Source organism: Palleronia abyssalis (assembly GCF_900302445.1).
In the GTDB taxonomy this organism is placed as follows: Bacteria; Pseudomonadota; Alphaproteobacteria; order Rhodobacterales; family Rhodobacteraceae; genus Palleronia; species Palleronia abyssalis.
This window is the reverse complement of sequence record NZ_ONZF01000010.1, coordinates 97165-121080: the sequence shown is the minus strand read 5'-3', so window position 1 is coordinate 121080 and position 23916 is coordinate 97165. Positions and strand designations below refer to the sequence as shown.

The following is a 23916-nucleotide window of genomic DNA, read 5'->3' as shown; positions in this document are numbered from 1 at the left end:
TCAGTCTGCCCGGAGGTCTGGCAAGGTGAAATCCATGAAGCGCTGCTCTTCGGCGATGGTGGCGGCATCGATCACGCCGCCGGTGCCATCGCCCACGGTTTGAATCGCTTCCAGCTGCCACATCGCCACGAGGGCGATGGCCAATTCAGCTGTCACGCGCGTGTTGAGATCGACGCTTTGCTTGAGCTCTTCCATGTCGTCGATGAGCCTGACAAGGCGGTCGACCCGCTCGAGCGATTGGCCGGCATCTTCATAGCTGTTCTGGGCGGCGGCTGAGACGAGCGCGCCGGTTGTTGCCTGCGTGGCCACACGGTTGGCCCCGGGATTGCCGCTGGTGGCCATTTCCGAGAGCGTGTCTTCATCGAAGCCGAGATCGGCCAGCACCCGGTCCATCTGGGTTTCGATTTCGCCTGCGCCGGAGCCCGAGAGGCCCGAGAAATCCCCAGTCTTGATCGCCTCAATCGTGGCGAGGATGTCCCCGAACTCCTGGTCGAGTAGACCGTTCAACTCGTCTTCCATTTCCGTCCGGATGATTTCGGGAAGCTCGGCAAGTCGGGTGAGCGCTTCATAGGTTCTTTCCAGCTCCGCGAGTTGATCCGTGAGAAGGCCGAGCTGTTCGCGGAGCTGCGTCAGCTGCTCGTTCTGCAGGATCTCGTCTTCGATCATCTGCCGGAGCTGCTGGATGTTTTGCGCGATATTCTGGGTGTCGACGACGGGCACGCCCTGCGCTGCGGCAGGGGACAGGGTGTAGAGATGCAGGCCAATCCCAAGAGTCGTGGCTAAGGCCGTCTTCATGAGAATATGTCCCATCATTCAATCTCCCTGATCGTAAAGTCCATGAACGCGCCCTCGGCCATACGGGCGCTGGCCTGGGCCAGTTCCTCGGCGGAAAGAACGCGGGTGCGTGCCGCCTGAAGCCGGATGCGGGCCGCGACGAGGCGCACGAGTTCGGCGCGGGCATAGGTGTTGAGCGCGATGCTCTCATGCACATCCTCTGTCTCGGAAATCCGCTCGACGATGTCGGAGATGCGCAGCGCGGCTTGGCGGATCGCGGCTGGGGAATTGTTGCCGTAGAACGCTGCCCCATGGCCCGTGATCGAGAGGTTTGCGTTGGCCAAGAGTGCGGGATCGATCGTGCCGAGCGCTTCGATCCCGCCGATACGGCTCAGATAGAGATTGTAGCGTTCAGGGATGACCGACACGTAGTGCTGGGTTTCGGCAAAGGGCGGCACGCCACCATATTCGAACACCCGGCCGGGTCCCGCGTTATAGGCCGCGAGCGCATTGATGATATTGCCGTCGAAGGTGTTGAGCTGTGTTGCGAGATAGCGCGCGCCGCCATGCACCTGAAGGTAGGGGCTGTCGTAATATTCCGGGTTGATGCCCAGATCGCTGGCCGTGCCCGGCATGATCTGGGTGAGACCATAGGCGCCGACGGGAGACCGTGCCCCAATCGTAAACCGGCTCTCCTGCCAGATCAGCGCTTGCAGCAACGCGCGCCACTGGACGGGCGAGAGCCCTGCGCGGCCAACACCCGCAAAGCCGCTGGTCTCCTGAGCCACGCGGATGATGAGCTGCTCGATGGTCTCAGACGCATCCCCAAACATCTGTTCACCGCCGGGATTGGGATCGATCTCGCCCGTGCCATAGACCGCTGCCACCGAGCGGTCGGGATCGCCGCTGCCGCTTTCCAGCCCCGAGACCATAGCCGGCAAGCCCTGACCGCCGAAGCTGGTCTGGGCATCGAGGATGCGTTGCAGGGTTTCCAGCTGCTCCCGTTCGATCTCGGCGATGAGTTCGCGCACTGCAAGCTTGTCGGCCTGAACAGCCAAGTCTGCCTCGCGATCGCCTGTCTCGACGATGTCACGCGCGGTCAGCCCACTGTCATTGGTCGGCACGCCTTGAGACAAGGCGAGACCTGGCAGCAGGCAAAGTGCCAGGATATGAGGCAGGCTAGACTTCAATGTCGCCCTCCGGCGCGCCAAGGGGCGTGAAGGTGCAATCAGGCGCGACGGGGGCAGTCGAGGCCAGGAAGGAGAAGCAATTGGCCTGCGGTTCCTGATACTGGGCGCAGGAGGCCAAAGCGCCGAGCGCAGCCAAAGCGACAAGAATACGGATCATGAAAGCCTCCAAAAATCTGGGCGGTCGCGGTAATCGGCCCCAACAAGCGCTTCGCCTTTCTCCATGCCGCCAAGGATGGTGAGATTCGGCCCAAGGGCGCTCAGATCTGCATCGACGACGATTGAGCCCTGATCGTCGCGGATCAGTGCGAGGCGGCTGTTGCTGCCGGTGTTGAGAAGGACGTCGAGTTCCTTCTCCGTGAAGTTCAGCATGGCGTAGTCCGAGGCATTGGCGCGGATATTGGGCAGCAGGATCTGCGTCGGAACGGCTTCGACGATGGTCTTGCCGGTCCGGGTGCGTTCGAGCTGGCTGGCGTATTGCGTCATCATCACCGCGACGGTGTTCTGCTTGCGCGCGGTCACCAGCCAGTTCGACAACCGCTCGGCGAAATACGCGTTATCGAGGGCCTTCCAGGCCTCGTCGATCACGATGATGGTGGGGCGGCGGTCCTCGATCTCGCGTTCGACCCGGCGGAAAAGATAGGAGAGAACCGCCATCCGTTCCTTGTCGGCCTCGCTGTCGAGAATGCCGGTCAGATCGAAGCCCACGACATCGCCCTTGAGCGAGAACGTGTCCTCGAGGCTCTGCCCGAAGATCCAGCCGTAGCGGCCGTCTTCGGTCCACTCGAGCAGGCGCTGGTGCAGATCGCCGCCGTCATCCGTAGACACAAAAAGCGATGCGAAATCCCGCCAGTTCCGCAGGGCCGGATTGGTGGCCTGGGCATTCTGGCGCACGACTTCCTGGATGCGGTTGGTCTGTGCGGGCGTCAGGGGCTTGTCAGCGCGGTAGAGCAGCGTTGTGAGCCAGTCCGAGAGCCAGGCGGTGCCGCGCGCATCGGTCTCTGTCCAGAGCGGGTTGAGGCCCGTGGGCTGACCGGCGTTCAGGGACGCGTAGCGCCCGCCATTGGCGCGCACCGCCATCTCCATGCCAAGACGGTAATCGAAGACGAAGATCCGCGCCCCTGCGCGACGGGCCTGGGTCATCAGAAAGGCTGACAGCACCGATTTGCCGGACCCGGGCCGCCCCATGATCAGGGTATGGCCGCTGGTCGGTTCTTTGTCGGGCGATCCCTGCTCGTGATAGGAAAACCGGTAGGCGCTCTGCTCCGGCGTGGGCAAATATGTGACGACCCGGCCCCAGGGGGTAAGTGCTGCAGGTTTGCCGAGCTGTGTCCGGTGGAAGGCCGCAAAATCCGCGAAGTTGCGGTTGGTGACGGCGCTGGCGCGGACGCGCTTTGGTTGGTTGCCGGGGTGCTGGCTGAGGTAATGCGCCTTGGCGGCGACCCGCTCGCCGATCATCTTCACGCCTTCGGTCGCGGCGGCGTTCACGATTTCGGCGCTGAGCGTCTGCAGCTCATCCAGCGTTTCGCAAAAGAGCGTCACGACCATATGATGCTCGCCGAAGCTTTGGCGCTTGGCCTCGAGATCATCGGCGGCGATGTCGAGGGCTTCCAGGAGCGAGAGGGCTGCGTCCTGGCTGGCCTGCATCTGGCGCTTTTGCCGCTTGATGCGGCCCGCCATGAGGTTCGAATTGATCGGCGTGAAGGAGTGCGTCACGATCATGTCGACCGGCAGGTTCAGCATGTCGAACATGGTGCAGGAGGTGCCTTCGGAATATTCCCCGATGGTGAAACTCTTGCCGTAGCGATGGCCCACGACGCCCTCGGAAAGCTCGAAATGATCGCCGTGGAACGTCACCCGGGTATTGGCGACGTTGAAGGACAGAAAGCCGTAGGTGTTGGCCGGGTAGAGCGGCAGCTCGGTGCCCGTGTTCAGCGCGCCCAGGAACCCCACCAACTCTCCCGATCCGGCTGACAGCAGGCGCGGCTTGAGCTCGGTAAGCCCCGAGAGGAAGACGTTCACGGCCTCACCGAGGCGCTGCAGGCGTTTGCGGGTCTCCTCCTTCAGTCGGTCCGGCGCGCTGCGGCTGAGGAACGGCAGGAGGCTTTTCGGAGGCGGGCGGTGAATGACGGTGAGCGTCAGTGTTTTGTCGCGGAGCCCGCTGGTCTCGAGTTTCGCGCGCCAGCGCCGGTCCACCTCGCCGGCGAAGCTGTCCTCACGGATGGAGTCCAGATCAGGTTTGATGGCCTTGGAGACCTTGTGGACGTAATAGCTGAATTCCGGCCCGAGCTGCGCGACGATGCGGGCAAAGAGCGCCGTCACCTTGTCGAGATAGGCATCGTCGGTCGTGTAGCTGTTGATTCCCTCGAGCCGGATGCAGCGGAAGAGTTCGTTCACCCGGGTCCGCACGGTCTGGTCGTCGACGAGGCTCACATAGGGCAGCATATGCGCAAGCCGGGTCTCGCGCGCATACCAGTCTGGCGTCATTGTGCGAGCATCGAGCGCAGCATCACGGGCGTCATCACGGGGCATAGCTGTCCCCGCCATGGATGCTGCGGTTTCGCGTGGGTGGCGTTTCCTGCAGCGCCGTCATCATCACGTCGATGAAACGCGGGTCCCAATCCGCGGCCTTCCACAGCACCGGATAGAGCAGGGCGGCGACAGCCAGCACCGCGATATGCTGGACCCAGACGAACAGGAGCACCGAGCCAAAGAGCCAGACCATCGCATACATGATGGGCAGGCCCAGAAGCTTTGGCGGGCGCACGAGGCCGAGAAAGAGAGGCGCGCGCTCAGCCACCGGCAAAAACCGCGGCAACGATTGTGGGGGCGGCCGCAACACCGGCGATGCCCACGAGGACCCAAAGCGCCTGGCGCAGATCGATGATGTTGAAGAACCAGCTGAGAAAGACCCCGAGAACGGCAAGCGTCGCGATGACAACGCCTAGTGGGCCGGTCAGCGCATCGACAATGCCCTGCAACAAGCTCTGGATCGGGGAGAGATCGATGCTCTGTGCAAGGGCGGGCTCGGCAATGAACAGGAATAGCGCCAGCGAGGCGACAAAGAGGTTTGAAATCTGTTTCATGAATTTGATCCTTCCAATCGGGCCAGGACGGCCATGACGCGGGCCACGTGGTTCTGGGTTTCTCGGTAAGGGGGAATGCCGCCGTACTGGCGCACGGCGTCCGGCCCCGCGTTGTAGGCCGCCAGCGCCAGATGCGGATCGCCGAACGTCTCCAGCATCATCGCGAGGTAACGGGCGGAACCATCGAGGTTCTGCAGCGGATCACGCGGGTCGACGCCCAGATCACGCGCCGTCGCTGGCATCAACTGACCAAGACCAATGGCACCTGCACTTGAAATCGCATCCTGCCGATAAGCGCTCTCAACCTCGATATTGGCCCGATAGAGAGCCAGCCAATCCGTCACGGAAAGCCCCGCGCGACGCAGGCCAGGATGGCCGGCATAGCGCAAGGCCGTGGTCTGTATCCCGGAGAGGACATCGGCGCGGGGCAGGGTAGTCGGGCGGGCAAGGACCGCGACTTGGACTCCCTCTTGCTCGGCCGCTACCTCGCCGAAGATCGCGATCCCATCGGACGCCGAACCCTGACCGATGCCGTCATTGTAGTTTCGAGCAAAGCTGCTTTGGGAGCGGGACGGGGTTAGAGAGCCGTCGCTCTCCATGACCAGGACCATTTGCGCTGAGGCAGGTGCTGCGACCAGCCAGAGACAGACGAGGTTAGTTGTCAGCGCCCTTGTCTGATGGGGCGAGCTTGTGGCTCCGGCTTGTCCCCGCCTCAAGCGGCAGGTCGACATGTGCAAAGCCAAGGCCAATGAAGAATGACACCACGCCAGAGATCGTCTTGAACTCGCGGATCTTGATATCGTTGTAGGTCGTCCGCGTGCGGGCGGTGACGAGGAGCTTTTCCACCACGTCATCAGAGACAACGCGCATGATCCAGACCCCGTAATAGCTGGGGCCTTTCTTATGTGCCGACTCCTGGCACAGGATTTCTGCGCTGTAGCCGCTTTCCACGAGCTCGCGGAACCTGGCTTCCGTAACCACATTTGGTGCTTCGATGTCCCAGTTCATGGCCCGGCTCACGCTTTCTCCAATGGCGCGACCCCAGGCATTCCCACTTGAAGCCCAGAGTTACGATAGTATATTATCAACCGCAAGATGTAATATCGTGCTTTGGCTGTAGTTTGGTCACGCAAACACTAGTCACGGCCAGTGTCCGCGATCAAGGAGATAACAGGTTTGAGAAACCCAAGGTTGACATGCCTGCGCCCATTGCAAGCTATAGCCCTTCTGATCTGCGTTCCCGGGCCTGTTTTGGCGGAATCCTGCTTTGCGCCATCCCGTCCTTTCCTGCCAAGCGATTCGCAGGCGGCGCGGGACTATGCGGACATCATCCGTGGCGATTTCGAAGACTACATCCAGGACATCCAGAGCTACTTCCGTTGCCTCGACAGCGAACGCGCCCGCGCTTTCGAGGAAGCGCGCGAAGTCAGCGAGGACTATGGCCGATTTCTGCAATTGGTAGGGGATTGATGGGCAGCTTCGGGAGCATCAGACTTGCAGCCCATGGAAACCAGACGCCGATAACACCCTCATATATCTACTTTTTAGATAACAGATTTCATCCGCTAGCGACGTCACAAAAGGTATGTGACGCGTGGCGAAAACAATCAGAAGCAAGGGACAAGTGGCACTCTGCCAGGCGTTGGTCGATGCGCGTAAAAGCGCAGGCTTGGGCCAGGACGATTTGGCGGACAGGCTCAAGTGCCATCAATCCCTCGTGGCGCGCATTGAAAGCGGCCAGCGCCGGGTCGACGTCGTCGAACTGGTCGTCCTCGCCCGCGCCATCGGCTTTGACCCCTCCGAGGTTCTGGCGATCGTCGAAGCCGCCACGGAGCCCGACCACAGGATTTGAAGTCAATGAATTGTTGAGAAACCCGGAACCCATTTCCCCGGTCTGATGATCATTCCCTCCTCGAGGACCAGTTAGCCAACATCAAAGAGGCCCGGCGCGCGGTCGTAGTGAACGCTCTGCAAACCCACGCCGCAATTCGCAGCGCCACAGTGCAGGAAGTCAGTAAACAGTGAACGAAGATAAGGGTGAGGGCGTCGCGATCGCCAATCTGATCGGGACCGATGGGTGCAGTGTTGTTGGTTGGGTTTATCGCTGGAGTACAGGCTCACATGCGGTGATGTGGGACGTCCAAGGGCCCCAGCAGGTATCGGAAACCCGGCCCGATATAAGTGACGAACAGAAGCAAGAAATCGACTTCGATGCGCTGACGAGGATCGGAAGAAGCGACGACAGGTGAACAGAGCGAAGCCGCGGTGTTGCCGAAACGCCAAACAGCATGTGGACCGCGACGTGTATACGGTGCGGTCGTACACGCCAAAGAAGCCGTCTTCATAGACAAATCTAGGCGGCGGCAGGTCAGTAGTTCACCTGCTCGAACCCGTAGTTGCCCTCATAGTCACGCCAATCGACGAAGACGGATCGGTGATAAATGCCAGGGCAATGCTCGCCCCAGCGTTCAAGGCCTACGTGAGCCGAAGGAAGAGCAGTGACGGAAGACCTTTGCCAGGCGAAGTCACCTTGGGTCCCGTAAGTGCCGAGAACCACGGTCGCGCTTCGGTTACAGTCCCCATCGCGCCCGGACTCGTGCTGTCGTGCATACCGTACATCAAATACGCGAATGGACCGGACGAAATTGAATTCCGGCCCGCTGATATCGATGTCTGCGCGATCTTGAACGAGCCCGAGGGTCCGGTCGGTGGGAACAAGGTCACGGGCATCTGGAGCGCGCCAAGAAACTTCAATTGGGTCAGCGGCGTCGCGCCCTGGAAAGGACTGTCGCGGTCCAGCGCTGTTGTTTTGGAAGAACGCATCAAAGATGCGGTTTGCATTGTTTGATGATGGAGCGGCCTCAAAGGACGCGCCCATGGGACAGCGCCAGATTTGCAGCGGCGGTTCCACCGGCCAAGGTGTAATCCGCCGGATGAATTCGGCGCGGGCTCGGGCGCAAGGGACCGAAGCAGGCCAGCCGCCAGACAGGCACAGGAGGATCGCGCAATCGATCGGGTATGTCTGCGCGCGGGCGGGTATCGTTAGCGAAGAACCTGTCACGATCAAAGCGAATGCGACCGAGGGGAGGAGCTTCTTAAGTAACTGGCGCATGCTGAGGAACCTCCGTGACAGGAGTTGAGCATACATACGATAATATACTATTGCAACTCGAAATACAAAGGCGCATAATTGTAATTATGTCAACCGGATGCGCTCTGAGTTCAATCAAACAACATTACGATTTGGTAGTGCTCCGGCAAGGGCAGTGCCACCGTACTGAAGTTACTCCTTTGCGAAAGGAGCGACCATGTTCAGAAAATTCGGATTGCTCTTGGGCCTCGCAACTGCTGTAGTTCGTATGTTTTAGTTTCGAACAGATGCTGCCTTCTGCGAAGGCATCTGATTGAAAGCTCCCCTACCTTTCACTTGCCCAAGCGATTGCCGCATCCGTTCCCGAGGGGTCGAACTGGCGAAGTTCGGCCTTGGTCAGCACATCGGCGAACTTGGTGCCCCACTCCATCAAAGCCCCTTCGCCCACCACAGCAACGCGGCGGAAGTCGTTCCTATGGGCTGTGTCGATCTTCAGATCTTCGAGCAGAGCGGACGGCCCCTCGTAGCCTTCAAACCTCGTAAGATCGAGAACCAGGCCGGGCTTGCTTGTCTCTTGCAGGCGCTGATGAAGCAGGGCGTGCATCCGCTTCAGGTCACTTTCGCTGAGCTTGCCCTCGCAGGCAAGGCCAATCATCTCGTCATGATCTGTCAGTGTCTCGGTGAACATGGTTTTTCTCCTCTTCTTCCGGCTTGCCGTGACCGTAAAGGTTGGCGTTTTGGTGCGCGCGGTCTTCGTGCTCAAATTCCAGACTCGAATGGCCGATGCTGAAATCGTCCTTCAGCCGGTCCTTGATCGTGGCCTTGACCTTTTCGATTTGACCCCAGCCGTCCGCTGTCAGCACGACGTGGCAGTCCAGAGCCGCCTCGTGCTCCTGCATCTGCCACAGATGCACGTGATGAACGTCCGCGACACCATCCACACCCCGCATCGCCTCAACGACGGCTTCATTATCGATGTCCGGTGGACTGCCGAGCATCAGCGTCCGAATCGGACCGCCGATCTCGGTAAATGCGAGGTAGAGGATGTAGAGAGCGATGCCGATGGTGATCGCCGGGTCGACCCACCGCATGTCGTAGAGGAGGATGAGGGAGCCCCCGATGATGACCGCGACCGAGGCCAAAGCGTCCGATAGGTTGTGCAGGAAGAGCGCACGGATGTTCACGCTGCCTTTCTGCATCGAATAGGTGAGCAGCGCCGTCAACGTGTCCACGACCAGTGCCACACCGCCCAGGATCACCACCGTCCAGCCCTGTACATCTGGTGGGTCGATCATGCGCATGCCACCCTCGTAGATCAGGTAGAAGCCGATCAGGATCAGTGTCGTGTAGTTGATGAGCGCTGCGACGATTTCTACCCGCCCATAGCCGAAGGTCATGCGCTTGTCCGCCGGGCGGCGAGCGATCTTACGCGCGAAGAAGGCGATCACCAGCGACGCCATGTCCGAGAAATTGTGCAGGGCATCCGCGATCAGCGCGAGGCTGCCGGAAAGGATCCCGCCGACGATCTGCGCGACCGTCAGGAGGCCGTTGGCCCAGATGGCGATGGAGACGCGACGATCACCGGATTGAGGATCGATGTGGGCGTGGCCGTGATCATGCGGCACGGTTCGTCTCCTCATGGCGGTGGTTCGGCCGATTGAATCCGGGGACCGGCGGCAAGATTCGGCGGCGGATGCGGCGAACCCTGGCATTCATCCAGTGACGGATGACGTGGCGATAGAGCAAGTCGCGCACAAATCCGAAGTTCTGGCGGTGCTTTGAGTAGAAATCGTCGGGCGCGTCAAAGGTTCCGAAATCGCGAGCAATACCGGTTTTCTGGATGTACGTGTCATTCCCGGTCCAGGCGACAGGCGGGGCGCTCAGACTTTCCGTTCCAACCCCGTAGCCGCACAGACTATCCGTGTCGCGGAATTCGTGCTGCAACGCTTGCAAGAAGGACGCGTCCAGGATGAAGCCTTCGAGATTGACCCATCCGTCCCCCAAGTCCACCTCTACCCAGGAGTGGAGGATTTCGGACGGCGCGAGGGGATAGACGAGTTCCGGAACGACGCCTCTCTGAAGCGCCTTGTGGATTGTGAATCCGTGCAGTCGGCAGCGAACTCCCACGCCACGCAGCAGGGCCATGAGGAGCGTGCCCTTGGTGTTGCACTGCCTGTGGCCATCTGCGAGGACCTCGGACGCCGGAATGTCGTCGGCGCGGTTGTAGCCGAAGGTAATCTCGTTCCTGACGAAATCATAGATGGCCCCAGTTCGGTCCTCGCTGGGAAGGTCTGCCCAGCCGCGCTCCTCGATCAGTTTTGCAATTGAGGTCGCGTCAAAATCCAGCAGCCGGGTTTTGGCCGAATGAGGGTCGGCGGGGTTCACGGGATAGCTCCTCGAATCGTTCACGAGAATATGTAGTTGCTACAGTCACTATAGCTTCAAGCCCCGATTTCAGGCGATGTCCTCACTTGCCTGATTGTCATCGTGCACCGCCTTGTGGTGTTCACCATGCGCGTCTTTCAGGATACCGACGCCACCCCAGGCCGCGATGCCGGCGACAATCACGCCCACGACAAGGTCCGGCCAGTTCGTTCCGAGCCAAGCCACGAGCCCGCCTGCGACGACGATTCCGAGATTGGCCGCGAAGTCGTTCCAGCTGAAGGTATTCGCCGCTCGGATGTTCACGTCTGGATCGCGAAGCCGTGCCAGCAGCCAGACGCAAAGTGCGTTGATGGCCGCCGCTACCAGCGCCATGACAATCATGATCGTGCCAAGAGGATCCGATCCGCCGACGTAGCGGCGCCAGGCGTCATACAGGATGCCAAGGGCGAAGAGGATCAGCAGGCCGCCCGAAACGTTCGCCGCTCCGCGCTTCCACTTGGCCGAGCGGGACAGCGCGAAGAGGCTGATCGCGTAGACGAAACTGTCCGACAGATTGTCGAGGCCATTGGCGATAAGCGCGCTTGAATCGCCGAATGCGCCCGAGGCGAAGAAAGCGATTGCCAGCCCGATGTTGAGACCCAGCACGATCCAGAGTGTGCGTCTTTCCGTTGCGTTTCTCTGCTCCGCCATGCCGGGTATCCAAATTATTAAATTGCCAATAAGTAACTAACACCGGGCTTTCTGCGTTCCGATCAAAGGTCCTCAAAATAGCTCAGGCACCGATTTGTTCATGCTCGGTCAGGCATTCGGAATGGTCACGCAGCACCTCGAGCACACGGCAGTCTGAAGTCTGCCCGCCGCTGCACTCATGCACCATCCGCTTCAATTCCGTCCGCAGCGCCTCGAGCCGCGCCAATCGTTGCTCGACCTGTTTGAGTTGCCGACGGGCTATTGCATCCGCCTCCGCGCAGGACTTTCCCGGATGATCGCTGAGATCGAGGAGCTCACGGATCGCGTCCAACGAGAATCCCAGTTGCCGTGCGTGCCGGACGAATGACAAGCGGTCGAGTTCGGCGTCGCCATAGCGTCGTTGGCCCCCCCCGGTCCTGCCGGGCTCAGGCATAAGTCCGATCTGCTCGTAATACCGGATGGTCTGCACCTTTGTTCCGGTCTTCTTCGCCAGCGTCCCAATCGTCAGCATTTCCGCTCCCCACATTACCTACAGTGGGTGTAGCTTTATGCGGTGCGAATCACAAGCTTCACCTGAGTTTCACAGATCGGTGATTGTTGGCCGACCGATGACAATCACGCTTGAACCTACAGTAGCTAGAGGATGTAAACGCACACAAAATATAGAATCAAGTTCGGGCGGAGCGGCGTGAGGCTTTCAGGTCTTCAGAAGGTATTGTGGATGTTGGCGGGCGCGGCGGCGTTCGTTTTCATCTGGCTGTTCCAGTGATCTAACTATTTTGCCGCCCGGCGTCGAGACTCGACGGGTGAACTATCGGAGGTACCGTGAAAAGTTAGTTGAGGACTTACCTTTAAACAGCGTTAGCCTATAAGCGCGACACCATGGAGAGCGGGTCAAATTTGTGTTCGACGCAGAAAAAAGACTGTTTTGCAGGAAGCCCAAACGAGCATCGCTGTCGCCTAGCTATTCGGAGTCTTGTCTGGGCCTACTGTTTGAGGGGTGACGGCATCGCAACGCGTTCGAGAACAGCACGTTGCAGCAACTTCCCGAGACTGAGCGCGAAGAAAAAAGAGGTCAGAATATGCGTATAACCTTGGCAGGGTATCAGGGATTGCTTGTCAGTCTCGCACTCTTTCTTGTTTTAGTGGCAAGCCCTGTTCGCGCCTTGGAATCCAATGCGTATCGTTCCGAAGTACTGACGGCGCGCTTGATCGTCGCGGAAGCAGGAATCGCCCCGGGATCGCAGTTCCTTTCGGCGGGTTTAAAGATTGAACTGGAGGAAGGATGGAAAGCGTACTGGCGGTCGCCCGGCGAGGTTGGCCTGCCGCCGGAGATCGATTGGAAGGGGTCCACAAACCTTGAATCCGTCGACATGCTTTGGCCCGCACCCACGCGTTTCCGCGCCTTCGGAATTGAAAATTTCGGCTATGCCAAACAAGTAATATTTCCATTGCAGTTGCGGCTTGCGAACTCTGATCGAGCGGCCGAGCTGAAGGGACTCGTCGATCTGCTGATCTGCTCCAATGTGTGCATTCCGGAAAGGTTTGAATTGACACTCCCTGTGCCATTGGGAACGGGCGTCGATGCGAAAGCCGCGACCGATATCGCGACATGGGCCGCTCGCGTACCTGTTGCAGGGCCAGAAAGTGCAATAGCGGTCTCGGGCGCATCGCTGAAGCAGGATCAGGCATTGGTTGTTCAAATGACGCGGCCTTCTGGCTGGAACAATCCCGATCTTTTTCCAGAGTTTGGTGCAGGCTCTGCATTCGGCGCACCCGACATCCGCCTTACAAGTGATCGCACCGGTCTCTGGGCAAGTATCCCGATTCTCGCGTTAAGCGAGGAACAAACCTCCCTTCGAATTACGGTCGTAGACGAGGATGTCGCGGTTACATTCGATGATGTGAACACTACCGACGTTGTACCTGCGCCACCTTACGCATCCGAGACCAGCCAAGATAGGGGTCAGTTTTTCCCGATTCTCTTGCTGTCCTTCCTAGGAGGGTTGGTACTGAACGTAATGCCATGCGTCTTGCCAGTTCTATCGATCAAATTCGGATCGGCGCTCCGAATGAAGAATCGCTCCGTTTCACAATTGCGCGCGGGGTTTCTCGCTACGGCTGGGGGAACCGTTGCTTTCATGTGGGTGCTGGCCTTGGCGGTCATAGCGCTGCAGACGCTCGGATATGCCGTTGGGTGGGGTGTGCAGTTTCAGAATGCATATTTCCTGATCGCACTCATACTCGTTGTGGGACTCTTCGCGGCAAATTTGTTTGGAGTTTTTGAAATTTCTTTGCCCAGCAGCTGGATGGTTAGGCTATCTGGCCGCTTTGGGCAGGGGTATGCCGAAGACTTCTCCACCGGCGCTCTGGCTGCGATACTTGCAACGCCGTGTTCCGCCCCGTTGCTGGGGACAGCCATTGCCTTCGCCCTTTCTGGCACGACAGGCGATATACTTGCGGTTTTCACAGCAATGGGGATTGGGCTTGCACTGCCATATATTCTGGTTGCCGCTTGGCCTGGTTTCCTGTCCCGACTGCCCAAACCGGGACCCTGGATGATAAGCGTGAAGATCGTTCTCGGATTGCTGCTTGCCGGAACCGTTGCATGGCTATGCTGGGTCTTGATTGGTGTGACGTCGCCAACCCTCACAGGCCTGGTACTGCTGGGTCTTGGGCTCATCGTACTGGCGGCGAGAGCCTATCAGGTTCAGCCTCGTAACGGTTTGCTGTGGGGAATGACTGCGGTTTTGGGCATGACATTGGCGGCCCCTGCACTGCTGCCAAAAAGCTCCGATGATGTAACAGACTCGATCACTTCTTACTGGGTCGAGTTCGACCGGTCCCGGATCGCGCGTGAAGTGTCGCAGGGCAAAACTGTATTCGTGGACGTTACTGCGGATTGGTGCATCACTTGTAAAGCAAACAAAACCCTGGTCCTGGATCGTGAACCAGTTTTAGGAGCACTTGGCGAAGAAGGAGTGATTGCGATGCGCGCGGATTGGACGCGACCGGACGCGAAAATCCAATCCTATCTCGAGGCGCACGGCAGATACGCAATTCCGTTCAACATCGTCTACGGTCCAGATGCGCCTGAAGGCATCATTTTATCTGAATTGCTATCCGCGGATGCCGTTCTCGAAGCGCTGTCGGCTGCCAATCTCAGCGGCGTCGGAAAACGATGAAAAAGCGCCTGCATTGCTCCAGAGAGGTGGAACCTGCAATGGTTCAGTTTCAGGCGAAAAGAAAGCTGTTATGTATCTGAGACCTCGTGGCCCCAATCTATTTTTTGATCCGGTCCAATCGGGCCGTGGCGGCGGCACGCGTAGGGTCCGTTTCCGGAAGGCTTTCGGCCAAGCTGCGCGCTTTGTCGGCGGCGTTCTGGGCAGCATCAAAGTCACCCAATACACTGTACGCTTCTGCAAGCCGTAGCCATCCTTCAAGATCGTCTGGGTCGTCTGCCAATCGCGCCGCCAGGCGGTCAACCATGGAGCGGACAAAAGCGCTGCGCTCCTCGACTGACATATCCTGTGCGGCCTCGACATCGGCCGCACGGGGGCCACGCGCGTCCCGAGAGTCCGGAAAGAAATCTGCTAGGGCGACAGGGTTCTCTCCGATCTGTTCCCCCAATCGGTTGGCGACAGACAGGAAAAGCTCCATCCACGGATAGGCGCGATCCGCTCTCTCGAGACGCTCGATCAAAAGCGCCCTCGCTTCATCTGGAATCCCGTCCTGTTCGAGGATCCGGGCCCTATAGAAAATTGGGCCTGGATCATCAGGGTCCATCTCCGATGCACGTTCGATCACGCTTTCCGCTTGCGGCGTCACGATCCCGTTCTCGGCTGCGATCAAGGCCTCGGCATATAGCAACAGGGTTGAGATATCTGCATTGTCGCGGAAAGTGACGCGTTCGAATGCATCGGCGGCATCATCGTAACGAGCCATACGCATATAGGTCTGACCGAGCAGAACCCAACCATCACTTGGTCCACCAGACTCGTCTGCTTCAAGCCGGGTTTTTAGTCTCTGGGTCAACTCTGAGAGGTTTGCGGCTTGCTGGGTTTCAGATGCGCGAGACGCCAGAGGCTGGCTTTCGATCTGTGGCGAGCCGATTTGAGAATACAGAGCGAAGGCTACCAAGGGCGTGGCAATGGCGGACGCGAAGATGGTGCTTCGCCCACTTGCGCGCGACGACTCACGTGTCGCAAGCCGACCGGCAGCCAGAATGCGGCGTTTGATTTCAACCCTGGCCGCTTCGGCCTCGGTAACGGATATCAGATTCCGCTCTTGATCAGTATCAATTTCGGAAAGCTGATCCTTGAGGATAACCAACGCTCCATCCTTTCTGTTCAGGACTTCACCCGTTCGATAGAGACCGGACAAGAACAGAAGGACAGTGATGGATGCCATAGCGCATAATACCAACCAAATCATGGGTCTCTCCGTCCTTCATTTTCATGAAAAATGGCTTTGAACTCACGCTCTTCATCGGGGCTCAGTGGATCAGCAGTGCCATCAAGAACGGCCCTGCTTCGGCGCCTGATTGTGACAAAGACAACGCCAATCCCAGCGGCAAAAAGAACCGCTGGTCCGAACCACAACAGATACGTGGCGGGTTTCAGGCGCGGCCTGAACAGGACGAAGTCACCATATCGATCTACGAAAAACGCAATGATCTCGTCATTTGTTTCACCTGCAATCAGACGTTCGCGCAGCAAGGTGCGCATCGTTCGGGCAACACCCGCATTTGAGCTATCGATATCCTGATTCTGGCAGACAACGCAGCGTAGCTGCTTTGAGAGCTCCCGGGCGCGCGACTCAAGCACTGGATCATCCAGCAACTCATCTGGCTCCACAGCCCATGCCGCGGTTGTTGCGGCAAGCACCAGCACCAGTGAATAGAGCCAACTCTTCATGATTGACCACCTGCTGCGGCCAACGCAGCACGAATTTCATCCTGTGCCTCTGGCGTCACAATGGGACCAACGTAGCGATATACTACGATATCGTTTGCATCGATCACAAACGTCTCAGGCACCCCCGAAATACCCCATTCGATACCGACCCGGCCCTCGCTGTCTGATCCGATCCTTTCATAGGGGTTGCCAAGCTCCTCCAGCCAGTTTGCGGCATCTGCTGGTTTGTCCATGTAGTTAATCCCCATCAGCCGAATACCGTCTTGTTCAACAAGCCTGGTTAGCACCGCATGCTCAGCACGACAGGGCACGCACCATGAAGCGAATACATTGACCAAAACCGGCTCGCCAATGCTACGAAGAGCTGCGGTCGACAGTCCGGGTGTCTGCGTGCCCTCTACCGGTGGAAGTTCAAAGTCCGGAACTGGTTCGGAGACCAAAGCGGAAGGGATTGCGTTAGGATCTCGGGCCGGGTTTAGCCCCCAGAACAAAAATCCACCCAAGATCACTGCGACCAGCGCTGGCATCGCGAGAAGGATTTTCTTCATCATATCATTCCGCCGGTCGAAGCGCTGACGACCGGCTTTTTGGCGACGGCGCACCCACCCGCAATCTGCGGTCCGATAGCGAAAGGGACCCGCCAAGCACCAGCATCATCGCTCCGATCCATATCCAGTTGACCAGTGGCTCGTAGAGAACGCGCAAATTCCACTGGCCCGACGCCGTATCGGCCGCGGGCTCACTGATGGTGACGTAGAGATCTCCGGTGAGCGTTGATCTGATTGCAGATTCGGTTGTTGAAGTCCCCGCGACCGGATAGCTTCTGCGCTCCGGACGAAGAAGCGCAATCTCCCGTCCATCTTTCAAGACGCGAAGCTGGCCTTGTTGTGCGATGTAGTTTGGACCACGCAACCGTTCGACGCCGTCAAATACTACCTCAAAACCGGCGATTTCTACGGTCGTCCGCGGTTCTGCGAAAAGAACACGTTCTTCTTTCCAAGCAGTTGAACCTACGAATCCAAGCACAAGCATTGCAACGCCGAGATGCGCGAGCGTCATACCGTGCGCAGCGCGCGGCAGGTTTCGTGCGCGACGCAGAGACTGTGAAAGCGGTAAATTAAAGAGCTTGATGCGCAGCGTCCATTCGCGCAACGTCGCAAAAAAAACCCAGGCTGCAATCCCTATCGAGACCACGGCAAGCAGGGGCCCGTCTGTCTGAAGGTACCAAACGATCCCCGCAATACCAATCGCGATACCAAAAACCCAGCGCAGCCGCTGCCAGATACCGGGAAGATCGGCCCGTTTCCAAGACAGGAATGGGCCAACTCCCATTATAATGACGAGCGGCAGCATGAAAGGGATAAACGTCGCGTTGAAATACGGTGGTCCTACAGAGATCTTTTCTTCAGTCACCGCTTCCACAAACAATGGATAGAGTGTTCCAAAAAGGACGGTCGCCGTTGCGGTCGCGAGCAGAAGGTTGTTGAGCAAAAGCCCGGCCTCGCGGCTGATTGGCCGAAAGACGCCACCCGATCCAAGCTGAGGCGCGCGCCATGCGTAAAGTGTCAGTGAGCCGACAATGGTCACGCCAAGAAGGCCGAGAATGTACACGCCGCGCGCCGGGTCGACCGCGAACGCGTGAACGGATGTCAAAATGCCGGACCGGACGATAAATGTCCCCAGAAGTGACAGCGAAAAGGTCAGGATGGCCAAAAGAATGGTCCAGCTTTTGAACGTGTCCCGCTTTTCCGTGACGATAGCGGAGTGCAGGAGTGCTGTACCCAGCAGCCATGGCATGAAGGATGCGTTTTCAACCGGGTCCCAAAACCACCAGCCGCCCCAGCCAAGTTCGTAATAGGCCCACCAAGAGCCGAGTGCGATCCCCGCAGTGAGGCTGATCCAGGCCGTCAGAGTCCAAGGCCGCACCCAACGCGCCCATGCGGGATCCACCCGACCCTCTATCAGAGCCGCGACCGCAAAGGAGAAGACGATCGAGAAGCCGACATACCCAAAATACAAGAGCGGGGGATGCATCGCCAACCCGATGTCCTGCAGCAGAGGATTAAGGTCTGTGCCATCCAGAGGCGGCGGAAACACCCGCTCGAACGGATTGGATGTAAAGAGCATGAAGCTCAGGAAACCGACGCTGATCCAGGCTTGAACGGATAGAGTTCGCGCTTTGAGACCAACCGGAATGTTTCTGCCCAGCAGCGCGACCCCAGCTCCGAAAAGTACGAGAATAAGGGTCCAGAGAAGTAGGGACCCTTCGTGACTGCCCCAGGTGCCCGCAAACTTGAAGATCATCGGCTTCAGCGAGTGGGAATTCTCCACCACGTTTCGAACCGTGAAGTCACTGACAACAAATGATCGCATGAGTGCGCCGAATGCCATGGCAACCAACACCAGCTGCAGCGCGGCTGTCGTCTTGGCACTTTCCATCCAAAGCACGCGCCCCGTGCTTGCCCCGACAATTGGCAGGATGCTTTGAACAATCGCGACGGCAAGCGCCAGGATAAGTGCGAATTGTCCGATCTCAGGTGTCATTTTGCGTTCTCCTGAGTAGCGCTTCTGCATCCGAGCCGGACAAGGTTTCTGCATTGGGGGAATTCAGCATGATCATCGTTCATCGTTCATTCTAGTGAGATCATATCGCGACATTCTCCACTTTCCGCCTGTGTTCGCTTCTGTGAATCGCAAACGGGATGGGGGTGGGCGGAAAACCGAGTGGGATGAAGTTCTTTGTGCGTGCATGCCGTGAGCAGAATCCGACAGTTGATTCGCGTTGTTTGTAGTTCCTGCAGTTGCTGTAGGTTCAAGCGTTATTTTAGACTGATACCTTAATAAATGACTCATGCTTGCAGTGCATCTGCGTAGCAGCTTTATATCTGCAGGTCCGTTTTCCGCAGGCGTCGGATTTAGCGGAACTTGCCGTTGCCTTCCCTCGATGGCCACCCGTAGGGTCAGACGAAGCAGCGAAACATTGAGTGACGGCAGGTTTTGAAGCGCTGAATAGAGAGCATTAACTTCACAGGTGCGTGACGTGCTGCCGCAGGGCAGGAATCACGCTTGAACCTACAGTAGCTAGAGGATGTAAACGCACACAAATTAGAGAATCCAATTCGGGCGGAGCGGCGTGAGGCTTTCAGGTCTTCAAAAGGTATTGTGGGTGCTTGCGGGCGTGGCGGCGTTCGTTTTCATCTGGCTGTTGCTGTGGTTGGACTACCGTGCCGACCTTGCCCGAGCCGAGAACGAACCGCCGTTTTTTGCTGACTTCGAACTGACCGATCATCGTGGCATGGTTCAAACAGCGGAAGATTTCGAAGGACGCTGGATGTTGGTCTTCTTCGGCTTCACCAATTGCCCTGACGTCTGTCCGACCACACTGTCCGAAGTCGCGGCCGTGATGGAGGGCCTGGGCGATGAGGCGGCAATGGTTCAGCCGATTTTCATAACGATCGATCCCAAGCGGGATACGCCGACGGCACTTGCCGAGTATGTGCCGCTGTTCGACGCAGGGATCATCGGGCTTACCGGTACACCGGAGCAGATGGCCGCGACATCCGAAACCTTTCCGATATTCTTTGAGCGGATCGAGCATTCGACTGCGCCGGGCGGTTACACGATGGGTCACACGTCGCATCTTTTCCTTTTCGACACGCAAGCAGGCTTCGCGGACTCCTGGCCCTACGGCACGCCCGCCGAAGAGATCCTCGCCGATCTGAGAGAGAGGATCTGATCGTCATGACCCGACTTTCCGGAGAGACGGCCCTCGGGCTGGCCTGGATCATCGCGCTCACCGCGTCGCTTGCAGTGCTTTTCATCGGCGAGGTTCTGGGGCAGACACCTTGCGTGCTTTGCTGGTTTCAGCGTGCCTTCATGTTTCCCTTGGCCATCATCCTCGGGCTTGGGCTCTGGTGGCAGGACCGGCGTGTGGGTCGCTACGGGATCGCGCTGGCCTTGGGCGGTGCCGCCGTCGCGTTTTGGCATATGGGCCTCTATGTTGGGCTGGTCCCCGAGCGTATCCAGCCCTGCACGGCGACCGGTCCCTCTTGCATCGATGACAACCAGTTGGTCCTCGGCGTACCGATTCCGCTGATGGCGCTTGTCGCCTTCGTGGTGATCGGGCTGCTGTCGGCCGTCTCACTGAAGGAAACACAAGAATGAAGCGACGCGGCCTCATCCTGTCCGTTCTCGCGCTCGGTGTCGCCGGTTTCGGCGGCGCGGCCTGATATGCCACCCGCCCCGACCCGATTGCCGCGGCCGATCCCATCGACCCTGAATTGGCCGATGCGCTGATCCGGCCCTATTCCCCGATCCTTGGACCTGTGGATGCGCCCGTAACCATCGTTGAGTTCTTCGACCCGGCCTGCGAGGCATGCCGCGCTTTCTATCCGGTCGTCGAGGATATCATGGCGGAGCACGGAGACGCGGTGCGTGTTGTAATCCGCTATACGCCGTTTCACGGCGAGGCGTCGGTAGAAGCGATCCGTGTGCTCGAGGCGGCGCGCATGCAGGACGTGTTTGAACCCGTGCTCGAGGCAGTCTTGCGAGAGCAGCCCAGATGGGCGTCTCACGGGACCCCGGCACCCGGATTGATCCTTGAGATTGCCGCAAGCGGAGGTCTGGATGTCGAAGCTGCCCGGACACAGATGCTGGCCCCCGGTGTTGTGGCGGTGCTCAACCAGGACCGCGCCGATGTCGAGACCGTTGGGGTCCGCCAAACGCCCACGTTCTTCGTGAACGGCAAGCCTCTCGATCCGTTCGGTGAGGCCGAATTGCGGAGCCTGGTGGCAGTGGAAGTTGCGGCAAGCCAAAGCTGATTTGCGGAAGCAGGAGAAACGAGTGGTGAAGAAGTTGAGATATACCAATGCATTGGCCGTGCTTTTGACGGTTGTAGGGCTGTCGGCCCCTGCACTGGCCGGTTCGGAGGATGTCGTGGTCGAAAACGCGTGGTCCCGCGCCTCGATCGGCGTCAACAGGCCAGGTGCCGCCTATATGACCGTGCGCAACACGGGTGAAGACGCCCTGACGCTCACCGGCCTTGCGACACCGCTGGCAATGATGCCCGAGATCCATGAGTCGAAAACCAACTCCGATGGCGTCAGTTCAATGTCTCCTGCAGGCGAAATCACGATTGAACCGGGCCAAAGCGTGGCATTGGAGCCGGGCGGGCTGCACGCCATGCTCATGAAGCTGCAAGAGCCGATGACCGAAGGCGGGACCTTCCTCCTGACACTGACCTTCTCGGATGGCGGCAAGGTGACGGTCGAGGTCCCGATCCTCGGCATCGCCGCGCGTGGACCGGAGGGCTGATGCAACGTCGGCAGCTCCTTCTATGCGGCGCAGCCGGTGCCGGCGTTCTTGGCCTGACGCTCTTCGTGGGCTGGTGGCGGGTGGACGGGCCCGGTGCGCCTGAACCAAAAGGGCAGCGGCCCCTGCCCCTGTCGGCGATGGAGTTTCGACTGACCGACCACGAGGGAATTGAGGTAGGGCCAGGCAACCTGATCGGTCGTCCGACAATGGTGTTTTTCGGGTTCACCTACTGCCCGGACGTCTGCCCGACGACCCTATCGCATATTTCCGGCTGGCTTGAGGAACTGGGCGACGAAGCATCAGAGATGAACGTGGTCTTCATCACGGTCGACCCGGAGCGGGACACGGTCGAGGCCATGGCCGAATATGTCGGCTATTTTCATCCGATCATTCGTGGCTGGACGGGGCAGGAAGACCAGATTGCCCGAGTGGTCGAAGGGTTTCGTGCCTCGTATGAGCGCGTCCCGACCGAGGGGGGCGACTACACGATGAACCATACGGCAAGCGTATTCCTGTTCGATGCCAAGGGTGAGTTCGTCACGATGATCGACTATCACGAGCCAAGAGAATTCGCGGTGCCAAAGATCCGGCGCGCACTGACAGAAGACGTAGAGGGGGCAAAATGAAGATTAGAACTGTCTTGGCGGCCGTGGCGGTCGCAGGCGCATTTTCGGTGACCGCCATCGCCATCTCTGGCGTTCCGTCCAAAGAACCGGTGCCCTCTGCGATTGCTGAAGCGACCCTCTGGACTCCCGATCCGCTCGCGCCGCCTCGGATTGCCGAAACCAATTCGGTCCGCCCTACACTGGCCCAGGCAGATGTCGCGTTCGAGTTCAGACCCTTGCCCCTCCTGCCCGTCTCCTTGGCTGATACCTCCTTGCCATCTATCGAGCCCCCGCTGGTCACATGGTCGCGCGAGATTGCGTCTGGCGAGACGCTTGATGCGGTCCTTTCCGATGCGGGGCTGGACGCTTCGGATCGCGCCGAAATCGCCTTGGCGATTGGTGCGGAATATGATCTGCGCCATCTGCGTCCGGGTAATGTAATTACGGTGGTGTCAGAAACCGACGGCAAGCCGCGTCGTGTAGAACTCGCCGTCGAAGACGGTGTCCGGATAGAGGCGGTCTTCGGCGAACAGCTTGCCGCCCGCGTGTTGGACCCGGACCCCGAATTGGTGACTTTCGCCGGCGAGACGGTGATCGAGAGCTCGATTTTCGCCGCCCTGGACACGGCAGACATCCCCGCCCGTTTTGCGGTGGACCTGGCGCAGATGCTGGGCGGCACCGTGGATTTCCGTCGTGATCTTGCGGGTGGCGAGACGATGCGCCTCCTTTGGCGCGAGGCCCGAGACGGGAACAAGAGGATTGGTCAGCCCGAGCTTGCCTTTGCCGCACTGGATATCGATGGCTCGGTCTATGAAATCGTCTGGCCGAACGACGGCAGCGGCCAAGCGACGATCTATGTCGACGGGGAAGTCCTGCGCGTGTTCGCGCAACCGGTTGAAGGTGCACGGCTGAGTTCTGTGTTCGGGCGCCGTACCCACCCGGTCTACGGCAATGTACGGATGCACACAGGGGTCGACTTCGCGGCGGCGCGCGGCACGCCGGTACGAGCGACGGCGCCTGGCCGCGTTAGCTTCATCGGCCGCCGCGGTGGGTATGGCCGGGTGGTTGAAATCGCGCATGGCTCCGACACCCTGACGCGCTACGCCCATCTCAGCGCTGTACCGGACGGCCTCACACAAGGGCAACGCGTGATGGCCGGAGATTTGATCGGCCGCGTCGGTGCGACGGGTACCGCGACAGGCCCCAACCTACATTACGAAGTGCTGGTGGACGGTCGCCCAACCGACCCTCTCTCTGACGACCGACTGGCAGAGGCGGCCGAGCGTGGAGCGGACGACACGGCCGCGCTTGAGCGACTGAGTGAGGCGCGTTCACTTCTGGCTGAGAGGCTCGCCAGCGAATTTGCACAAACGACAACCGAAAGGCTTTGATCCATGAAGCGATTTACTCCCGTCCTTGCCATCGCATTTGCCTTGCTTCCCGCGGCGCAGGCCGTCGCAGAGGCGATCCCGATCGATGTCCGGAAGACCAACGGCTGCGGCTGTTGCCTGTCCTGGATGAAGCACCTGGAGGAGAATGGCTTCGCGCCGACAGGCGAGGATATGTTCGGAGGATCTCTTGTGCGCTTCAAGCTCGACAATGGGGTGCCTCAGCGCATGGTCTCCTGCCATACGGCTTTGGTCGACGGCTACGTGATCGAAGGCCACGTACCGGCGGCTGACATCCAACGCCTGCTGGAGGACCGGCCAGACGCGGTAGGCCTGGCGGTGCCGGGAATGCCCTACGGGTCGCCCGGCATGGGACCGGAGGACGACCGGGAGGCTTACGATGTCTTCCTGATCCACAAAGACGGATCGACAGAGGTCTACACCAGCTACTCGGCTCCTGACTGAGCTCCCGGCAAGACCT

Annotated in this window: 27 protein-coding genes and 1 pseudogene; 10 read left to right on the top strand and 18 right to left on the bottom strand. The window is 59.2% G+C overall.

Features of this window, described 5'->3' with window-relative positions; genetic code table 11:
* From PAA8504_RS17380 to PAA8504_RS17350, 8 genes are read right to left on the bottom strand one after another with little or no spacing between them, the layout of a single operon-like run.
* Nucleotides 1–810 carry a type IV secretion system protein gene (locus PAA8504_RS17380; protein WP_108895446.1) on the bottom strand — a complete coding sequence of 270 codons (810 nt, stop codon included), beginning with the start codon at nucleotides 808–810 and terminating at the stop codon, nucleotides 1–3.
* Nucleotides 810–1898, bottom strand: a complete 1089-nt coding sequence (locus PAA8504_RS17375; protein WP_108895414.1) for a lytic transglycosylase domain-containing protein — start codon at nucleotides 1896–1898, stop codon at nucleotides 810–812. The genes PAA8504_RS17380 and PAA8504_RS17375 overlap by 1 nt, the downstream gene beginning before the upstream one ends.
* 55 nt (nucleotides 1899–1953) lie before the next feature.
* A complete protein-coding gene (locus PAA8504_RS22150; protein ID WP_181375851.1) occupies nucleotides 1954–2121 on the bottom strand; it encodes a hypothetical protein in 168 nt (55 codons plus the stop codon).
* Nucleotides 2118–4493, bottom strand: coding sequence for a VirB4 family type IV secretion/conjugal transfer ATPase (locus tag PAA8504_RS17370; protein ID WP_108895413.1), 2376 nt, complete (start codon nucleotides 4491–4493; stop codon nucleotides 2118–2120). Before PAA8504_RS17370 ends, PAA8504_RS22150 begins: the two co-directional genes overlap by 4 nt.
* Nucleotides 4483–4761 (bottom strand): VirB3 family type IV secretion system protein, encoded by a 279-nt coding sequence (locus PAA8504_RS17365; RefSeq protein ID WP_025042451.1) that lies wholly within the window; start codon nucleotides 4759–4761, stop codon nucleotides 4483–4485. Before PAA8504_RS17365 ends, PAA8504_RS17370 begins: the two co-directional genes overlap by 11 nt.
* Nucleotides 4754–5047 carry a TrbC/VirB2 family protein gene (locus PAA8504_RS17360; RefSeq protein WP_008282963.1) on the bottom strand — a complete coding sequence of 98 codons (294 nt, stop codon included), beginning with the start codon at nucleotides 5045–5047 and terminating at the stop codon, nucleotides 4754–4756. The genes PAA8504_RS17365 and PAA8504_RS17360 overlap by 8 nt, the downstream gene beginning before the upstream one ends.
* Complete coding sequence (locus PAA8504_RS17355; protein WP_108895412.1) at nucleotides 5044–5658, bottom strand: lytic transglycosylase domain-containing protein; 615 nt, start codon at nucleotides 5656–5658, stop codon at nucleotides 5044–5046. The genes PAA8504_RS17360 and PAA8504_RS17355 overlap by 4 nt, the downstream gene beginning before the upstream one ends.
* Nucleotides 5659–5701: 43 nt before the next feature.
* Complete coding sequence (locus tag PAA8504_RS17350; protein ID WP_108895411.1) at nucleotides 5702–6055, bottom strand: hypothetical protein; 354 nt, start codon at nucleotides 6053–6055, stop codon at nucleotides 5702–5704.
* A gap of 210 nt (nucleotides 6056–6265) precedes the next feature.
* Here PAA8504_RS17350 and PAA8504_RS17345 point away from each other — a divergent pair, with 210 nt between their 5' ends.
* Both PAA8504_RS17345 and PAA8504_RS17340 read left to right on the top strand, forming a co-directional pair.
* The gene (locus PAA8504_RS17345) at nucleotides 6266–6517 is read left to right on the top strand and encodes a hypothetical protein (protein WP_028284973.1); all 252 of its coding nucleotides are present in this window, start codon (nucleotides 6266–6268) and stop codon (nucleotides 6515–6517) included.
* 124 nt (nucleotides 6518–6641) lie between these two features.
* The gene (locus PAA8504_RS17340) at nucleotides 6642–6899 is read left to right on the top strand and encodes a helix-turn-helix domain-containing protein (RefSeq protein ID WP_108895410.1); all 258 of its coding nucleotides are present in this window, start codon (nucleotides 6642–6644) and stop codon (nucleotides 6897–6899) included.
* Nucleotides 6900–7415: 516 nt separating this feature from the next.
* Here the strand turns inward: PAA8504_RS17340 and PAA8504_RS17330 are convergent.
* From PAA8504_RS17330 to PAA8504_RS17305, 6 genes are all read right to left on the bottom strand, one after another.
* Complete coding sequence (locus tag PAA8504_RS17330) at nucleotides 7416–8159, bottom strand: hypothetical protein (RefSeq protein WP_108895408.1); 744 nt, start codon at nucleotides 8157–8159, stop codon at nucleotides 7416–7418.
* 304 nt (nucleotides 8160–8463) lie between these two features.
* Complete coding sequence (locus PAA8504_RS17325) at nucleotides 8464–8826, bottom strand: SpoIIAA family protein (protein ID WP_108895407.1); 363 nt, start codon at nucleotides 8824–8826, stop codon at nucleotides 8464–8466.
* Entirely contained in the window at nucleotides 8798–9763 is a 966-nt protein-coding gene (locus PAA8504_RS17320; protein ID WP_108895406.1) for a cation diffusion facilitator family transporter, read from the bottom strand. Before PAA8504_RS17320 ends, PAA8504_RS17325 begins: the two co-directional genes overlap by 29 nt.
* Nucleotides 9753–10523: a transglutaminase-like domain-containing protein gene (locus PAA8504_RS17315; protein WP_108895405.1), complete on the bottom strand. Its 771-nt coding sequence runs from the start codon at nucleotides 10521–10523 to the stop codon at nucleotides 9753–9755. The genes PAA8504_RS17320 and PAA8504_RS17315 overlap by 11 nt, the downstream gene beginning before the upstream one ends.
* A 69-nt stretch (nucleotides 10524–10592) precedes the next feature.
* The gene (locus PAA8504_RS17310) at nucleotides 10593–11213 is read right to left on the bottom strand and encodes a cation efflux transmembrane domain-containing protein (protein WP_074837395.1); all 621 of its coding nucleotides are present in this window, start codon (nucleotides 11211–11213) and stop codon (nucleotides 10593–10595) included.
* 82 nt (nucleotides 11214–11295) lie between these two features.
* Nucleotides 11296–11724 carry a MerR family transcriptional regulator gene (locus PAA8504_RS17305; RefSeq protein ID WP_108895404.1) on the bottom strand — a complete coding sequence of 143 codons (429 nt, stop codon included), beginning with the start codon at nucleotides 11722–11724 and terminating at the stop codon, nucleotides 11296–11298.
* 523 nt (nucleotides 11725–12247) lie between these two features.
* On the opposite strand from PAA8504_RS17305, the gene PAA8504_RS17295 reads away from it, so the two are divergent.
* Nucleotides 12248–14398, top strand: coding sequence for a protein-disulfide reductase DsbD family protein (locus PAA8504_RS17295; protein ID WP_245897680.1), 2151 nt, complete (start codon nucleotides 12248–12250; stop codon nucleotides 14396–14398).
* A 97-nt stretch (nucleotides 14399–14495) separates the two neighbouring features.
* Here the strand turns inward: PAA8504_RS17295 and ccmI are convergent, their stop codons facing one another.
* Genes ccmI through PAA8504_RS17275 form a run of 4 tightly spaced genes read right to left on the bottom strand, consistent with a single transcriptional unit; the run spans nucleotide 14496 to nucleotide 18673 of the window.
* Complete coding sequence (ccmI, locus tag PAA8504_RS17290) at nucleotides 14496–15647, bottom strand: c-type cytochrome biogenesis protein CcmI (protein ID WP_108895402.1); 1152 nt, start codon at nucleotides 15645–15647, stop codon at nucleotides 14496–14498.
* Nucleotides 15644–16129, bottom strand: coding sequence for a cytochrome c-type biogenesis protein (locus tag PAA8504_RS17285; protein WP_108895401.1), 486 nt, complete (start codon nucleotides 16127–16129; stop codon nucleotides 15644–15646). Before PAA8504_RS17285 ends, ccmI begins: the two co-directional genes overlap by 4 nt.
* Nucleotides 16126–16680 carry a DsbE family thiol:disulfide interchange protein gene (locus PAA8504_RS17280; protein ID WP_442417781.1) on the bottom strand — a complete coding sequence of 185 codons (555 nt, stop codon included), beginning with the start codon at nucleotides 16678–16680 and terminating at the stop codon, nucleotides 16126–16128. Before PAA8504_RS17280 ends, PAA8504_RS17285 begins: the two co-directional genes overlap by 4 nt.
* A gap of 1 nt (nucleotide 16681) precedes the next feature.
* On the bottom strand, nucleotides 16682–18673 hold the full coding sequence (locus PAA8504_RS17275; RefSeq protein WP_108895400.1) for a heme lyase CcmF/NrfE family subunit: 1992 nt from the start codon (nucleotides 18671–18673) through the stop codon (nucleotides 16682–16684).
* A gap of 589 nt (nucleotides 18674–19262) precedes the next feature.
* Between PAA8504_RS17275 and PAA8504_RS17270 the strand changes: the two genes are divergently transcribed.
* From PAA8504_RS17270 to PAA8504_RS17240, 7 genes and pseudogenes are all read left to right on the top strand, one after another.
* A complete protein-coding gene (locus PAA8504_RS17270; protein WP_108895399.1) occupies nucleotides 19263–19865 on the top strand; it encodes an SCO family protein in 603 nt (200 codons plus the stop codon).
* Between the two features lie 5 nt (nucleotides 19866–19870).
* Nucleotides 19871–20293, top strand: a complete 423-nt coding sequence (locus PAA8504_RS17265) for a disulfide bond formation protein B (protein WP_108895398.1) — start codon at nucleotides 19871–19873, stop codon at nucleotides 20291–20293.
* Nucleotides 20290–20949 (top strand): annotated as a pseudogene (locus tag PAA8504_RS17260) (DsbA family protein). Before PAA8504_RS17265 ends, PAA8504_RS17260 begins: the two are co-directional and overlap by 4 nt.
* Before the next feature lie 22 nt (nucleotides 20950–20971).
* On the top strand, nucleotides 20972–21442 hold the full coding sequence (locus PAA8504_RS17255) for a copper chaperone PCu(A)C (protein WP_370739703.1): 471 nt from the start codon (nucleotides 20972–20974) through the stop codon (nucleotides 21440–21442).
* On the top strand, nucleotides 21442–22068 hold the full coding sequence (locus PAA8504_RS17250) for an SCO family protein (protein WP_108895397.1): 627 nt from the start codon (nucleotides 21442–21444) through the stop codon (nucleotides 22066–22068). The genes PAA8504_RS17255 and PAA8504_RS17250 overlap by 1 nt, the downstream gene beginning before the upstream one ends.
* Entirely contained in the window at nucleotides 22065–23438 is a 1374-nt protein-coding gene (locus PAA8504_RS17245) for a M23 family metallopeptidase (RefSeq protein WP_108895396.1), read from the top strand. The genes PAA8504_RS17250 and PAA8504_RS17245 overlap by 4 nt, the downstream gene beginning before the upstream one ends.
* 3 nt (nucleotides 23439–23441) lie before the next feature.
* Nucleotides 23442–23900 carry a DUF411 domain-containing protein gene (locus PAA8504_RS17240; protein WP_108895395.1) on the top strand — a complete coding sequence of 153 codons (459 nt, stop codon included), beginning with the start codon at nucleotides 23442–23444 and terminating at the stop codon, nucleotides 23898–23900.
* The last annotated feature ends 16 nt before the right edge of the window (nucleotides 23901–23916 follow it).